The sequence below is a fragment of the Ulvibacter sp. 2210JD10-4 genome (assembly GCF_058148525.1).
Genome location: NZ_JBYVJZ010000001.1, coordinates 506,460 through 520,527, shown reverse-complemented (window position 1 = coordinate 520,527; position 14,068 = coordinate 506,460). Strand labels below are relative to the sequence as shown.

Genomic DNA, 14,068 nt, shown 5'->3' with positions numbered 1-14,068 from the left:
CAATTCAGAAAGTAAATCCCCTGATCATTTTATCTTAAATCCTTTTAACTTGCTTTTTAGCGCTTTAAAAGCCGATAGAACCCTATATTCCACAGCTTTAACAGAAATATTAAGCATTTCGGCTATTTCTTTATACTTTTTTCCTTCAATTTTACTTAAAGTGAACACAATCCGCTGTTCTTCGGTTAAACTAGCCAGCGCTTTTTGATATTGTTCCAGAAACTGTTCTTTTTCAAGAAGAAACTCCGGGTCTTCATTGGTATAATCCTTAGGTTTAATTTTACGGTGCCTAAGCACAACCTTTTGGTGTTTAATTTCGTTCAACATCATATTATTGGCTACCGTGAACAAGAACGATTTAGCAGATTGTAATGAGCTTACCTTTTTACAGTTTTCCCAAAGTTTAATGAAAGCTTCCTGCATCTTATCATTTGGTCCCAAAGCTTCTCCATATTTATAATATAAAAAATCATGGACATCCTGAGAATACTTCTCATACACATTAGAGAATATCTTTTTATCACAAATATTAGAATGAAGTTTTTCCAATAAGTATATCTATTTTTCTCTACTAAAGTAAGGAATAAAAAAATAAAATTTTCAGGGATTTATCAATGTTAGGTGTTTTAGTAGTAAACAAGATTAATTTAAAAAACACCCTATGAAATCTATTATTAAAAAACTTGGCTTACTTATGTTGCTTTCCATATCTCTTCTTTCCTGTAGACAGGAAAATATGGAGATTATTGAAGCACCGGACAATGAGATATTAGGAGTAAACTCCACAATTGCTAATTTACTAATACGAACGTCTGCCAATGATGGTTCTTATGACAATATTTTAGATGGAGCCAGTTGTTTTGATATTAAACTACCGGTTACCGTAATTGCAAATGGTATTGAAGTAGTTATTGAAAATGAAGATGATATTAATTTAGTTGAAGATATCTTTGACGAATTTACCGATGATGTAGATACTTTGGAAATTAATTTTCCAATTACTATTATTTTGGATGACTATTCGGAAGTAGTAATTAATAATCAGTCCGAGTTGAATGCTGCTGCGTTCCAATGCCCGGACCAGAGTGATGGTGATGATGATATAGAATGTATCGATATTCAGTACCCAATTACAGCTTCTATTTTCAACGAGAGTAACGAGTTGATAGAAACCGTTGTTATTAATAATGATGAAGAGTTATTTGAGTTTCTGGAAGATATTGATGAGAATACAATTGTAACCTTTAATTTCCCGATAACAGTTATCCTTTGGGATGGAACTACTGTGCAAATAGACAACTTTACTGAGCTTGAGAGTGTAATTTTAAGTGCAATCGATGCCTGTGATGAAGATGATGATAATGATCCTAATGATGATGATTGTGATGGATGTACCACACAACAACTGGAAGACCTGCTAACTGGGTGTGATGATTGGATGGTGGATAAGCTGGAACGAAATGACAATGATCTTGAAGATATTTATGTAGGATACTTATTCAATTTTGATGCTGCTGGTACACTTACAGTTGATTTCTCAGGAAACACCATAGACGGTACCTGGTCCAGTACCGGTGGAGGAAATGAGATTACAGTTACTATTGATATACCGGGATTGCCTGATTTTAATGATGACTGGATGCTTCATGAAATTGAGCAACAACCAGGGGAGAGTAAAGTGGACCTGAGGATTGGTGATGATCGCTTGAGATTTGAAAGTGACTGTATTTCTGACGGTGATGTAATCGATGATTCAGTACTTGTTGCAGCTCTCACAGATGGAAATTGGTACATAAATTATTACTTTGATGACACAGACGAAACAGCTGATTTTGCAGACTACTTATTTAATTTTGCAAGTGATAATACTGCAACAGCAACAGATGATAATGGTACTGTCGATGGTATATGGTCAACATCTACAGGAGATGAAACTGATTTGGAGTTGAACCTAAACTTTGGAACAACAATTCCTCTGGATGAATTAGCCGAAGACTGGGATGTTCTTGAAGTAACCAATGAGATCATCCGCCTTAAGGATGTTAGCGGAGGTAATGGTTCTACAGACTTTCTCACCTTTGGTCGTGATCCGTTTTCTGGCGGTGGCGGAACAGACCTTGAGGACTTCTTAGATGATGGAACGTGGATAGTTGCCTCTTATTTAGACGATGGTGATGATGAAACAGGAGATTATGCCGGATATAATATAGATTTTGATGCAGCTAACGGAACTGTCACCGCAATTAATGGTAGTACTACCAATAATGGTACATGGGAAGTGTTGAGTGCAGGCAATAAACTGTTGTTGGATTTTGGAATTGATTTCCCATTTGATGAATTCAATGATGATTGGGATGTATTATCAGCGAGTGCGACTCAGGTAACTTTACAGGATGTAAGTGGCGGTGGCGGTGGAACCGATACTCTTGTATTACAAAAACTTTAAAAATAAATAACCTCTTTAAAAAATTAAATGATTATGAAAAATATAGTTAAGAAAATAACAGGGATCGCTTTTTGCACATTACTATTAGTTTCTTGTTCGGAAGATGATTCCAATAATAACAACGTAAATCAGACAAGTGCAGATCAGGTAACGAGTATTGCCCAAACAGGGACCTGGAAAATCACTTACTTTTTTGATACGGATCAGGACGAAACAAGTGATTTTAATGGATATGATTTCACATTTAACTCGGACGGAAGCCTTTTGGCCACAAAGGGTAGTACTACAGTAACAGGTACATGGTCAGTCACAGACGACTCTTCAAATTCATCCGATGATGATGGTAATTCAACTGATGACGACGATTTTAATATTTTCTTTTCTGTTCCGAATACAAGTGATTTTGAAGACTTGAATGATGATTGGGACATTATATCGGTGACAGCCAACAAGATCGAACTTATTGATGTTAGCGGAGGAAATGGAGGAACCGATTTTTTGACATTCGAGAAGAATTAGTATAAGTATTTATAAAATGAAACATAAAGTAAACATCATCGAATAATTGATGTCACTAAAAAGAAACATTTTCCCATTTCGAACTTAACCACTGGTTTTTCTACGTGCCAGACAGCATGTTTTGGTGTACATGTTAACTGCTTCAGTATTGCCCAAACTGAAGCAGTTTTCTTTTTATTACCATATTTACATTTCAGGTAATCAGTTTTTTTGTTATTTGTCAGAACTTATAATTTTTACATCCTGAAAAGCAATATGAATTAAAGACAAGAATTTTATCAATAAATTAATCATATAGTATAATCCTTAAAAAACTGTCCAACTTTTGTAGTAAGCCCAAAACACAGTTGAAAAGTAGGTGGTATAATTGTAGCGATAAAGAACAGATGTTTTAATTTACTAATGGCTTAAGATTAATGTAGCTATAACTCATTTCCCCAATATGCTTGTATGCAGTATCTTTTTCATAGAGAGTTCCCCACCCAAAATTATGCTCAATCTCAGTGTCCTTGTATTCAGCCAGAAGGTTTTCAGATAGTAAAATATATTCTTCGTAAGGAACTTTGTTTTTTAAAAGCCGGTGTGCTAAAATAATGTCTCCTCCCATTAATTTTATATTCTTGCCTATAGGAACTGAACTCACCTCCGTTCCATAATGAAGGATGATTTTAAGACCCAGAATTTCAGGTATATTGTCTCCATCTTCCTCATGTTTAAGGTTTGTATAAAGCTTTTTAAGTTGTTTGTAAAATTCAGTATAAAAAAACCTGCATTGGTCAACAAGTACTTTGAAAGGTGGTAACGGGCCCGTTCTGTAAAACAAAATGGCATCACCTTCAATTTCAGAAACTTTTAGACCAATTTTGTTGGAATAGATTACCTTATTTAAGAGAGACGATATAACTTTAGCACTCAGTTCAATTTCAGTTTTACTCATGAACTCAGTAAATCCACTAATATCAGGAATGCAAATTAGCGTTGGTGAGATTTTAATAGGAGTATCCATAAAAATTAATATCAAAGATACTGTTTTCTTTGATTGAATTCTGTTCTCTTAAAAATAAAAAATAGATTTTAATCATACCCTGCTTGAAGAATATATTCTGTAATCTAGGAATTCTATGTATATAATGTTTTATACCTGAATGTCTTATAATATGTTGAATTATAAATAGATTTAGAAAAAATAGTTGAGAGAATAGCAATTGAGTTAATATTCTTTTCTTTACCGTTAAGATTTTAACATTAGAAATACCATCTTTGTGAGATCAAGTTTAGTATGAACATTTAAAATCTATAGTATGTTACGTTGGACTGTTATATTTATTATTCTTGCGATAATTGCAGCAATCTTTGGATTTGGAGGAATCGCTGAAGGTGCCGCAAGTATCGCCAAAATTTTATTCTTTATTTTTCTGGTGCTATTAGTCATATCGCTCATATTTGGAAAGAAGAAACTTTAACTTTTTAAACTCTTTAAAATGAAAAAAATAATTTTATCAGTATTACTAGTCGCATTTTTAACTTCCGTATCAAGTTGCCGGGAAAAATCTACCGGAGAGAAAGTTGAAGATGCTGTAGAAGATGTAGCAGATGACGTTGAAGATGCGCTGGATTAAATATAGTTTTGTAGTTTAGTTTGAACGAAAGGGTATTTACTGAAATAATAAATACCCTTTTATTTGAATTTAAAATTATAATAACTACAGTATAATTATGAAAAAGCAAGTAAAACCAAAAGATCAGGAAAAGCCACTTTCCGAACTAGGGCCACGTCCGGCAAAGAATAAAAGGCCAGTTTCTCCTAAGCCCATAATCCGGAAAACAAAGCACAAATCGTGATATTGAAATTGCTTTTAGTTAAAATGAAGGGATTTTCAGATTTCTTATTTAACTGGGCTTATAATTTTTACATCCTGAAAGGCAATAGCTCCTCTTATTACTCCGGAAATTACGTTAAATAATGCATTAATGATCTGCATTTTTAATTCACTTTTGCTATAAATAATACTTACTTCACGGGCAGGAGAAGGCTCATTAAAATAATGTAAAAACTTGTTTTGCTCCTCAGAGATGTCCAACGTATGTAAATAGGGTAGTAGTGTCATTCCAAGGCCTTCGTTAGACAATTTGATCAATGTTTCGAAACTTCCGCTTTCCAATTGAAATGTCTCTCCACCATTTTGTTTGGAAGCTTTACATAGATTAATAACTCCATCTCTAAAACAATGTCCGTCTTCAAGTAAAAGGATATCGTCCAGATCCAGATCCTTACTATCTATTTTGTTCTTTGAAAAAAGACGATGGCTTTCAGGAATATAACCTACAAAGGGCTCATAATATAAAACACGCTCCTTGATTTTATCATGACTAAGCGGAGTAGCAGCGATAGCAGCATCCAAATGCCCGTCGTTTATTTTGTTAATGATCTCGTCTGTGGTTAATTCTTCAATCTTTAATTGAATTTTAGGGTATTTGTTGGTAAATGCTTTTAAGAACATAGGCAGCAGTGTAGGCATAATTGTTGGAATGATCCCAAGTTTAAATTCACCGCCCACAAATCCTTTCTCCTGGTCTACCACATCTTGCATACGTTCTGCTTCATTGACAATATTACGCGCCTGACTTACAATTTTTTTACCCACGGATGTAAGTTCAATTGGTTTTTTGCTTCTGTCAAATATCTGTATATCCAACTCTTCTTCCAGCTTTTGTATTTGCATGCTCAGGGTAGGCTGGGTTACAAAAGTTTTTTTGGCAGCTTTTGTGAAGTTTTGATGCTCAGCCACCGCCATTACGTACTTTAATTGTGTAATTGTCATCTTGTAGGGTTTACTACAAAAATACAATTTATCATCGATAAAACTTATTGTTTTTATATAAAATTAAGTTTTTGACTATAAAAGACCTTTTGCCTTTATTTCAAGATATTTGTTGATAGTATTTACCGTAAGGTCTTCAGGAGCGGTAAGTACAGTTTGTATTCCACGTTGTTGAAGCTCGCGTACCATTAGTTTTTTGTCAAACTCAAATTGCTGCGCAATGGTTTTGTCGAAGATCTCAGGGATAGTTGTGGCTTCAGTTTCACTTAAACTTTTTAGCTCGGTATTTTCAAAAAAGATTACCACCAATACATGCTTTTTTGCGATAGCCTGCAAATACGGCATTTGGCGATGTAGGGACGAAATATGCTCAAAATTAGTATATAACAATAGTAGACTTCTATGCGTAATTCTTCTTTTCACTAAAGATTGTAAAGCCCCAAAATCAGAATCTAAAAACTTTGTATCGACATTATACAATGTATCAAGAATAGTATTGAGGTATGCTTTTTTGGATTGTGGAGGAAGAAAACTCCCTATTTTATTCGAGAAATCTACAAGGCCAACTTTGTCGCCTTTCTTTAAAGCAATATTAGAAAAGGCCAATGAACTGTTAATGGCAAAATCTACCAATTTCAAACCATTGAAAGGCATTTTCATCACGCGACTCGTATCAATAATAGAGAATACCGGCTGCATTTTCTCATCCTGATATTGATTAACCATTAACTGTGCGTGTTTTGCTGTAGATTTCCAGTTAATAGTTCGTACATCATCTCCCATTACATATTCTTTGATTTGCTCAAACTCCATTGTGTGCCCTATACGGCGTATTTTTTTCAGGCCTATATAAGACAATCGGTTATCAATAGCTAGAAAGTCATACTTTTTCATTTGAATGAACGATGGATACACTTTCACCATTTGCTCATTATTAAAAGTATAACGCCTTCGTGTCATGCCTATGATTGTTGAAGCATAACAATTAAGATTTCCAAATACATATTCACCACGTTCTACAGGGCGGACAACATATTGAAACGTATTTCGGTTTTTTCCGGGAATACTAATTTTTCTGAAGAAATCCCTTTTCTGAAATTGTACAGGTAACTCATCTATAATAGCTATTTCGGTTTTAAAGGCGTAGGTATTGGTAAACTGTACCAATACTTCATTTTCATCGCTATTAGAAAATTTTTCGGGTAAAATACGCTCTCCTTTTACACTATTGGTGCTGTAGAGCATGCTCAATTCAAAAAGTATAAAAAGGGCAAATCCCAAAACCAAAACCCATATAATTCCGTATAAGAAAGTAAACCAATACGATACTAACAATAGTACCGAAAAGGCCGCCAACACATAGAAAAAACGCGGTGTGAAGTATAAGGATTTGATGAATTTGATCACTTATCGGGGAATTTCTATGGATTGAGCAATAATATCAATAACAGTTTCCGGTGTCATTCCCTCCATTTCACGTTCCGGAGACAGAATGATGCGGTGACGCAATACCGGAGCTAAAGACCGTTTTACATCGTCCGGAGTTACAAAATCACGGCCGTTAATGGCAGCAAAAGCTTTTGAAGCGTTCATAATAGATAAGGATGCTCGTGGTGAACCTCCTAAATATAAGTGCTGATGATTTCTGGTTTTATCTACAATTTGTGCTATGTAACTGAAGATTTTATCTTCAATGAGAATGTCTTGCACCTGTGCCCGAAACTTTTTTAAGGCATCGGGTGTAAGCACTCCTTCTATTTGATCTTGTGGTATGTCTGACTTGCGGTCGTGATGTGTCTTTAAGATGGTCACTTCGTTTTCCAAGGTTGGGTATCCCACTTTAATTTTAAAAAGGAAGCGGTCCAGTTGTGCTTCAGGTAGAGCATAGGTTCCTTCCTGTTCGATAGGGTTTTGCGTGGCGAGTACCATAAAAGGATATTCCATGGTATATTTGTGACCATCCATAGTAATCTGGCGCTCTTCCATCACTTCAAATAGAGCTGCTTGAGTTTTTGCCGGGGCACGATTGATCTCATCTATCAACACAATGTTTGAGAAAATAGGCCCTTTTTTGAATTCGAATTCTGAAGTTTTCATATTCAACACAGAAGTTCCCAACACATCACTTGGCATTAGGTCTGGTGTAAATTGAATTCGGTTAAAATCGGTTTTTAAAGTTTTGGCAAATAACTTTGCAGTAATGGTTTTTGCAATACCGGGAACACCTTCAATTAATACATGCCCTCTTGCTAAAAGACTTACAATTAATAGTTCTATAAAATCATTCTGACCAATAATTATTTTACCTAATTGCGCCTTGATCGCTTCAATAGCAGTTTTTAATTCGTCTAATGGAATGCGATTATTAAAATGTAATTCTTCGTTTTGAGCTTCAGGATTTTCCATCGAGTTTCTTTTTATAGGTTGTAATTTCTCTATTCAGTTTTAATAATTCTTCTTGGCTTGTAGTATGTTGATGTTGTACTTTTTCTATAAAAGTAAACAGTTTTTTAGTGTCTTCAAGTGTATTTCCACTTCTGGCGGCTACGGCAGTAAAAAAGCGACTGTTGCTATGCTCCGTTGGGATACGTAAACGAGTACGGATAAATTCAAAGAACAAGACAATCTGTTTTTTAGCAATTTCATGGCTATCCCTTTTATCGAGATACATTCCGGAAATGGTACGTGTGTATTCGTAGGTTTTATTGGTAAGGGGTTTTATAACAGGAATACTTCGCTGTTTTCGTTTGCCTTCAAATAAAACAAACAATAGAATACCTGTTAGTACAAAATAATAGGCCCATTTGAGGTACTTATTATTAAAAAGAATGTACAAAGGAGATATGTTAACACGTTTTCCGGCTTTGTAATGTTTATCCCAGAATATTTCACTTCCATTGTTTATATATGATAATACATTTTGAGTATGGTTTATATTTTCTTCTGAAAGCAAAAAGTAATTTGAAAAAATTTCGGGTTGGTTGTGTATATAAAAAGCACCACTTCCTATGGGAGCTTTTATAAAATTGATTAATGGCTCTGTAATTTTTAGCGTATCATTATAGGCTTGAGAAACTCCTAAAACAGTTTGAGAAAGTGTGTCAATCTCACTGAAATAACGTACTAAAAAATCTCTTTTTATATGATAAGGTTCTTTTGCAGTCAATCTTTTATTTTTGAGATTCAGCATAGGTTCTGTTCCTATTCTGTTAGGAAGCCATGCACTTCCCATTTTTAGGTGAAATGTATCTAATAAAGCTTCACTGTGATGGTTTGCCGAAACAAAAACAGTATTTCCTCTTTCTACCCATTTATATAAGTGATCAAACTCAGATTCGTCAAAGACAAGTTTATTATTGATAAAAAGGTAGGTGCCGCTTAGGAGTGTATCTCGTAATTCTTCGAAAGGTGGTTGCGAGATATTTATAAGCTTTTCTTTAAAGTTATCTTCCAGAAGGTTGTGTAAGACGTAAGTACCCAAGGGAATTTTATCGTCACTGTTATAACTCGGAAACCAATTTACGGGTTGAGGCTTGGTTGCTTCCAGATACACTAAAGCAGCTACCATGAGTAGTAATCCAAACAGTGCTATTTTTTGAAATTTAGTCAATTACTTCAGGGATTTGATGTTCCAGCCTATTAAAAGTGTTTTGTGCTATGTTGTAATCGGTTTCGGTAACTGCAAAGCTTCCGTACCAGATATAGTCATAGAGCGTTGTTGCTTTTCTGAATTCGCCATTAATTTTTTCTGAAGTAATTTCAGCAATATAATCGGTATTGGTTTTATCAAATTCGTATTCGATGATATGGGCATTACTTAATTTTTTCAGGATCAATAAATAATAATACCGGACAGCCAGACGATAATCTTTGTTCTCCAATGCTTTTTGAATGAGCTTTTTGATGTCTTTGGTTTTGATGATCTCTTCTTCTTCGGTGAAGAACACATCCGGTGTTTCCTGAGACTTCAGGATTTTCGCTCCCGGGTTTAGACGATAGAACAGCCAAATAACAAATATTATGATTCCTATTATAATGAGGTAAGGCATTGCTTTTACTATAAATAGCCAAAATGGGCTACTTGCATAGTCGGGAAGCAGCCATTCCCAGAATTTATACCATAGTCCGCTTAGCCATCTTTTAAATTGTTCCCACCAATTATCTTCATCGGGTTCAATTTCGGTATAATCAAAAGCATCCTCTTTTTTAAAATTTTCAATTTTTTCTTTATTAAGCTCCAAAGGAACTATTTCACTATTGGTATCGTACTGTATTATTTTTTCTTCGGAAACGGTAAGGGAATCCTGTGCTTTTCCTTCAGAAAAACAGAAAATAAGTATCATTAAAAAGATTCCTTTGTACATATGTTTACTGTTCCCGGTCACCTATGGATTCTATGGTTTCCATAGTTCCGGTAAAGTTTTTCTTTTCGTTTAAGTTGTAATAAATAAGCGCTGTAGTAATTACAAGAATAGTTTGTAAAAGATATTGTGCAATGATACCAATGGAACTTAGTGCCATATATACCCAGTCAAACATTTCGGCAGGATCTGCCGAAAGGGTTTCGGCTATGGCGAACCCTTTAATAAAGAAGTAGATATACTGGGGTACCTGGAAAATCATCAAAATAATGTAATATAGTATTACTATCACTAAAAAGGTGGCAAAGGTGATCCACCATTCATTTTTGATTAGCTTAAAACTATAACTAATACTATCTGTGACATCTCGTTTTTCAAAAATATGTATGGAATAGGTGAGTGCTAAAGGAACGGCTAAATAGATTCCCGGAATAACACAAAAAACAATCCCGAAACCTACCATCAATCCTACCAGAATACTTAACCCTAAGAGGCTCCAGAAGCTTTGCCTTACACCGGCAGTGACTTCTTCTTTGATGATATTTCCGTTATTTTTTACATAAGATCTTATGGAATGCAGCACGGTGCCGTATAGTAATGCGTAATATGCCATAGCCGAAATTATAAGGACTAACATTGCTAAAAAGAATCCGCCTGTAAAATCTTCTACGGTATTGGTAACTCCAAAACCACCCATGCTTCCAAATACAGTTTGCATATAATACACATAAGCAAATACCAATATCAGTAATGCCGGGCCGGCAATTCTAAAGATGAGTCCAAAGAGTTGCTTTCCGTTCAGTCTTAAAAATTTAAAGGTATCAGTTAAAATACCTCCTAATTCGCGCTGCTGCTTAAATTGTACTTTTTCGTTCATGTTTCTTTTTTAGTTTTATAGGATAGATAACGTAGTAAAATAGTATTAAATAAAGAGAACCGCCAATGATGAGGATGGCTAACCAGTCCGGCATTTCGGTATGCCGGGTCACAAAACCTTCCAGAAATCCGGCAATGATAAAGAAAGGAATGGTACTCAACAGAATTTTGACTCCGTCTTTGGCTCCTTTTACAAAAGATTGCAAGCGCGTGTAAGTTCCAGGAAACAAAATACTATTTCCCAAAACCAATCCGGCACATCCTGCAATAATAATTACGGATATTTCGATAGTTCCATGAATCCAGATCGTCCGTGCAGATTCCCACAACAATCCCTGGTCATAGAAGAAATATTGAAAAGAACCTACCATAATGGCGTTTCGCATTAAGATAAACAAGGTACCTAAGCTTAAAAATATTCCAAAAGAGAAAGCGAAAAGGGCAACTCTTATGTTATTGATGGTAATTCCTAAAAACATATTCATTTCCCCCATTTCCTTGTATACTGCCATGGGATCTCCTTTCTCAATATTGTCCAATGTCATGTTCACATAACCATCTCCTAAAATTAGGCGAACAAAGTTACCGTCTGTTGCAGCCGAATATGCTCCAATTGCAGAAAATAGCACAAATGTGATAAAAGCTATTAACAACTGCTTATGGTATTGAGAAAAAAATAAAGGAAACTCCCGGCTGTAAAACGTAATAAAACGGGAACGGGATTCTCTTTTGGTCTTGTAAATTTTTTGATGCGCCAGTACAGAGAGCCCATTTAGATAGCGCAATGTATTGCTTTTAGGGTAAAAGGTCTGGGCATAACTTAAATGGTCTGTGATCTCAACATATAATGCACTAAGCTCATCGGGGTGTATTTGAACATTATTCCTTAGAACATTTTCAAATCTTAACCATTTATCTTTATTTTGTTTCGCAAAGGCAGCTTCGCGCATCGTACAGCAATTGTTTAGCCTCAAAGTAACAGATTTAATGGATAATTTTCAAATAGAAACTGCTCAAAATGTAAACATTGCTCAAAATGTAGCTGGAGTGGGTGACCGTATTCTCGCTTACCTTATTGATTCGATAATTATTGCTATTTACATTATTGTTCTGATTTTTATGATAGGTGTGTTTGAATATTTAGAGGATGATATTCTTTTTATAATAGTGATGACGATTAGCCTCCCAATATTCTTATACCATTTATTATGGGAAACTTTTTGGGATGGCCGCAGCCCTGGAAAAGCTGTTATGAAGCTTCGGGTGGTAAAATTAGATGGCTCCAAGCCAGCTTTTTCAAACTTTTTTATACGATGGCTGCTACGTCTCATAGATATTAGTTTCACCAGTGGAGCCTTAGCTTTGGTTACTATTCTATTTAATGGAAAAGGGCAAAGATTGGGTGATATTGCCGCGACCACTACAGTTATTACCGAAAAGAAAACTGTTAGCTTTGCACAAACACTATTAATGGATATTCCGGAGGACTATAAACCAAAATATCCACAGGTAACAGTTTTTACCGACCATGAAATGCAGACGATTAAAAATGTTTTTACGGAAGCAAAATACAATGGAAACCACAATGTTATTTTGAAACTTTCTGAGAGAATTTCAAAAGTAATGGACATTACCATAGAAGAAACTCCTATCAAATTTGTTGATAAGGTAATTAAAGACTATAACTATTATACTCAAAACATGTGAGCCTTTTTTTAATTATAGATATTTTAGGAACTATTTCGTTTTCCATTTCGGGGGTGCTTACAGCGTTAAAAAAACGTATGGACCCGTTCGGTATTTTTATTATTGCTTTTGTGACTGCAGTAGGAGGGGGAACACTTAGAGATGTTTTAATTGATGCAGATATAACGTGGATGCGAAACCTCACTTTTGTATATGTGATTATTGGTGCAGCTATATTCGCGATCATTTTCAGAAAGAAGTTGGGTTATATCCGTAAATCATTATTTCTATTTGATACTATTGGAATCGCTCTATACACCATTGTAGGGGTAGAGAAAGGCATTGCAGCAGGTTTTCCGCCACTTATTTGCGTTGCTTTAGGGACAATGTCTGCTTGTTTTGGAGGGGTGATCCGGGATATATTGTGTAATGAAATTCCTATTATCTTTAGAAAGGAGATCTATGCAACTGCCTGTATTGTAGGTGGATTTGCCTACTTTTTATTGCTGAAGACCTCTTTGACAGAAGATTTTGTCGTTATCATTTCCGGGTCTATTGTAATCACGATCAGATTGTTGGCAGTATATTTTAAATTGTCACTTCCTTCTATATATAATAAAAAGGAGCTTACAGAAGAGTAACCTCAGTAATATATACATTCTGTAATGGCCAGTCACCTTCATCTGCCGGAAGATTAGCGATCTTTTCCACAATATCCATTCCTTTGGTCACCCTTCCAAAAATAGTATAATTGCCATTAAGATGCCGGGTGGAAGTTTGCGGCCCTAAAAAGATAAAAAACTCAAAGGGAGCCGACTTCTTATCCGGGTTTTCACGATATTCTTTTGCACCGCTTACTGTACCATAAGTATGGTTTCGCCCCGGAATGATCTCGGCAGGAAGCAGATAGCTTTTACCTATTTTATTGCGTTTTCTAGGCGTAGACACATCATCACTGTTTCCTCCTTGGATAATAAAGTTTTTGACTACTCTGTGAAAATAGGTGTCATCAAAATAGTGCTGTTTTACCAAATACACGAAATTAGCGCGGTGTAAAGGAGTATCTTTATAAAGCTCAATAGTAATCTTTCCGTGATTGGTCGTAATTTGTACTTTGGTTTCAGGGTTATTGATACCATATTCGGTTAAAAACGCAACCACATTTTTGTTAGTGATCTTCGGATAGCTGTTGTCTGTAGTTTCAGCTTTCTTTACTTCGGAAGTGTTTTTAACGATAATTGAATCTTTTTCTTGCTTAGTAACGGCCTCGGTTTTTACTTCGGAACCCTTTTTAGTATCTTCACAACTAATTAATAACCCTACAAAAGCAAACCCGAACCATAGTAAATACTTCATAA

The 14,068-nt window shown here is 35.2% G+C and carries 17 protein-coding genes; 7 read left to right on the top strand and 10 right to left on the bottom strand.

From position 1 onward, the window contains the following. Positions 1–24: 24 nt before the first annotated feature. Complete coding sequence (locus ACY2RT_RS02600; protein ID WP_490154312.1) at positions 25–549, bottom strand: RNA polymerase sigma factor; 525 nt, start codon at positions 547–549, stop codon at positions 25–27. A 112-nt stretch (positions 550–661) separates the two neighbouring features. Between ACY2RT_RS02600 and ACY2RT_RS02595 the strand changes: the two genes are divergently transcribed. Both ACY2RT_RS02595 and ACY2RT_RS02590 read left to right on the top strand, forming a co-directional pair. After that, the gene (locus ACY2RT_RS02595) at positions 662–2,446 is read left to right on the top strand and encodes a hypothetical protein (RefSeq protein ID WP_490154311.1); all 1,785 of its coding nucleotides are present in this window, start codon (positions 662–664) and stop codon (positions 2,444–2,446) included. Positions 2,447–2,479: 33 nt separating this feature from the next. Then, positions 2,480–2,965 (top strand): hypothetical protein, encoded by a 486-nt coding sequence (locus ACY2RT_RS02590; protein WP_490154310.1) that lies wholly within the window; start codon positions 2,480–2,482, stop codon positions 2,963–2,965. Positions 2,966–3,356: 391 nt separating this feature from the next. Here the strand turns inward: ACY2RT_RS02590 and ACY2RT_RS02585 are convergent, their stop codons facing one another. Then, positions 3,357–3,986 (bottom strand): DUF2652 domain-containing protein, encoded by a 630-nt coding sequence (locus ACY2RT_RS02585; RefSeq protein WP_490154309.1) that lies wholly within the window; start codon positions 3,984–3,986, stop codon positions 3,357–3,359. 280 nt (positions 3,987–4,266) lie between these two features. Between ACY2RT_RS02585 and ACY2RT_RS02580 the strand changes: the two genes are divergently transcribed. The 3 genes from ACY2RT_RS02580 to ACY2RT_RS02570 all read left to right on the top strand — a co-directional run bounded on the left by ACY2RT_RS02580 (position 4,267) and on the right by ACY2RT_RS02570 (position 4,807). After that, complete coding sequence (locus tag ACY2RT_RS02580) at positions 4,267–4,428, top strand: DUF1328 domain-containing protein (protein ID WP_490154308.1); 162 nt, start codon at positions 4,267–4,269, stop codon at positions 4,426–4,428. A gap of 18 nt (positions 4,429–4,446) precedes the next feature. Then, on the top strand, positions 4,447–4,584 hold the full coding sequence (locus tag ACY2RT_RS02575; protein ID WP_490154307.1) for a hypothetical protein: 138 nt from the start codon (positions 4,447–4,449) through the stop codon (positions 4,582–4,584). A gap of 97 nt (positions 4,585–4,681) precedes the next feature. Then, positions 4,682–4,807, top strand: a complete 126-nt coding sequence (locus tag ACY2RT_RS02570) for a hypothetical protein (protein ID WP_490154306.1) — start codon at positions 4,682–4,684, stop codon at positions 4,805–4,807. 44 nt (positions 4,808–4,851) lie between these two features. On the opposite strand, the gene ACY2RT_RS02565 is transcribed toward ACY2RT_RS02570, so the two are convergent. The 7 genes from ACY2RT_RS02565 to ACY2RT_RS02535 all read right to left on the bottom strand — a co-directional run bounded on the left by ACY2RT_RS02565 (position 4,852) and on the right by ACY2RT_RS02535 (position 11,974). Then, the gene (locus ACY2RT_RS02565; RefSeq protein WP_490154305.1) at positions 4,852–5,787 is read right to left on the bottom strand and encodes a LysR family transcriptional regulator; all 936 of its coding nucleotides are present in this window, start codon (positions 5,785–5,787) and stop codon (positions 4,852–4,854) included. Positions 5,788–5,862: 75 nt separating this feature from the next. Then, positions 5,863–7,191: a DUF58 domain-containing protein gene (locus ACY2RT_RS02560; protein ID WP_490154926.1), complete on the bottom strand. Its 1,329-nt coding sequence runs from the start codon at positions 7,189–7,191 to the stop codon at positions 5,863–5,865. 3 nt (positions 7,192–7,194) lie between these two features. After that, complete coding sequence (locus ACY2RT_RS02555; RefSeq protein WP_490154304.1) at positions 7,195–8,193, bottom strand: AAA family ATPase; 999 nt, start codon at positions 8,191–8,193, stop codon at positions 7,195–7,197. Next, positions 8,180–9,397: a DUF4350 domain-containing protein gene (locus ACY2RT_RS02550; protein WP_490154303.1), complete on the bottom strand. Its 1,218-nt coding sequence runs from the start codon at positions 9,395–9,397 to the stop codon at positions 8,180–8,182. Before ACY2RT_RS02550 ends, ACY2RT_RS02555 begins: the two co-directional genes overlap by 14 nt. After that, entirely contained in the window at positions 9,390–10,151 is a 762-nt protein-coding gene (locus tag ACY2RT_RS02545) for a DUF4129 domain-containing protein (RefSeq protein ID WP_490154302.1), read from the bottom strand. The genes ACY2RT_RS02550 and ACY2RT_RS02545 overlap by 8 nt, the downstream gene beginning before the upstream one ends. A 4-nt stretch (positions 10,152–10,155) precedes the next feature. Continuing rightward, a complete protein-coding gene (locus tag ACY2RT_RS02540; protein WP_490154301.1) occupies positions 10,156–11,025 on the bottom strand; it encodes a hypothetical protein in 870 nt (289 codons plus the stop codon). Continuing rightward, entirely contained in the window at positions 11,003–11,974 is a 972-nt protein-coding gene (locus ACY2RT_RS02535) for a stage II sporulation protein M (protein ID WP_490154300.1), read from the bottom strand. Before ACY2RT_RS02535 ends, ACY2RT_RS02540 begins: the two co-directional genes overlap by 23 nt. Positions 11,975–12,011: 37 nt before the next feature. Between ACY2RT_RS02535 and ACY2RT_RS02530 the strand changes: the two genes are divergently transcribed. Further along, positions 12,012–12,731 carry an RDD family protein gene (locus tag ACY2RT_RS02530; protein WP_490154299.1) on the top strand — a complete coding sequence of 240 codons (720 nt, stop codon included), beginning with the start codon at positions 12,012–12,014 and terminating at the stop codon, positions 12,729–12,731. Continuing rightward, positions 12,728–13,351 (top strand): trimeric intracellular cation channel family protein, encoded by a 624-nt coding sequence (locus tag ACY2RT_RS02525; RefSeq protein WP_490154298.1) that lies wholly within the window; start codon positions 12,728–12,730, stop codon positions 13,349–13,351. The genes ACY2RT_RS02530 and ACY2RT_RS02525 overlap by 4 nt, the downstream gene beginning before the upstream one ends. Here the strand turns inward: ACY2RT_RS02525 and ACY2RT_RS02520 are convergent. Next, positions 13,338–14,066, bottom strand: coding sequence for a peptidylprolyl isomerase (locus tag ACY2RT_RS02520; protein ID WP_490154297.1), 729 nt, complete (start codon positions 14,064–14,066; stop codon positions 13,338–13,340). The two genes, ACY2RT_RS02525 and ACY2RT_RS02520, sit on opposite strands and share 14 nt — an antisense overlap. Positions 14,067–14,068 lie beyond the last annotated feature (2 nt).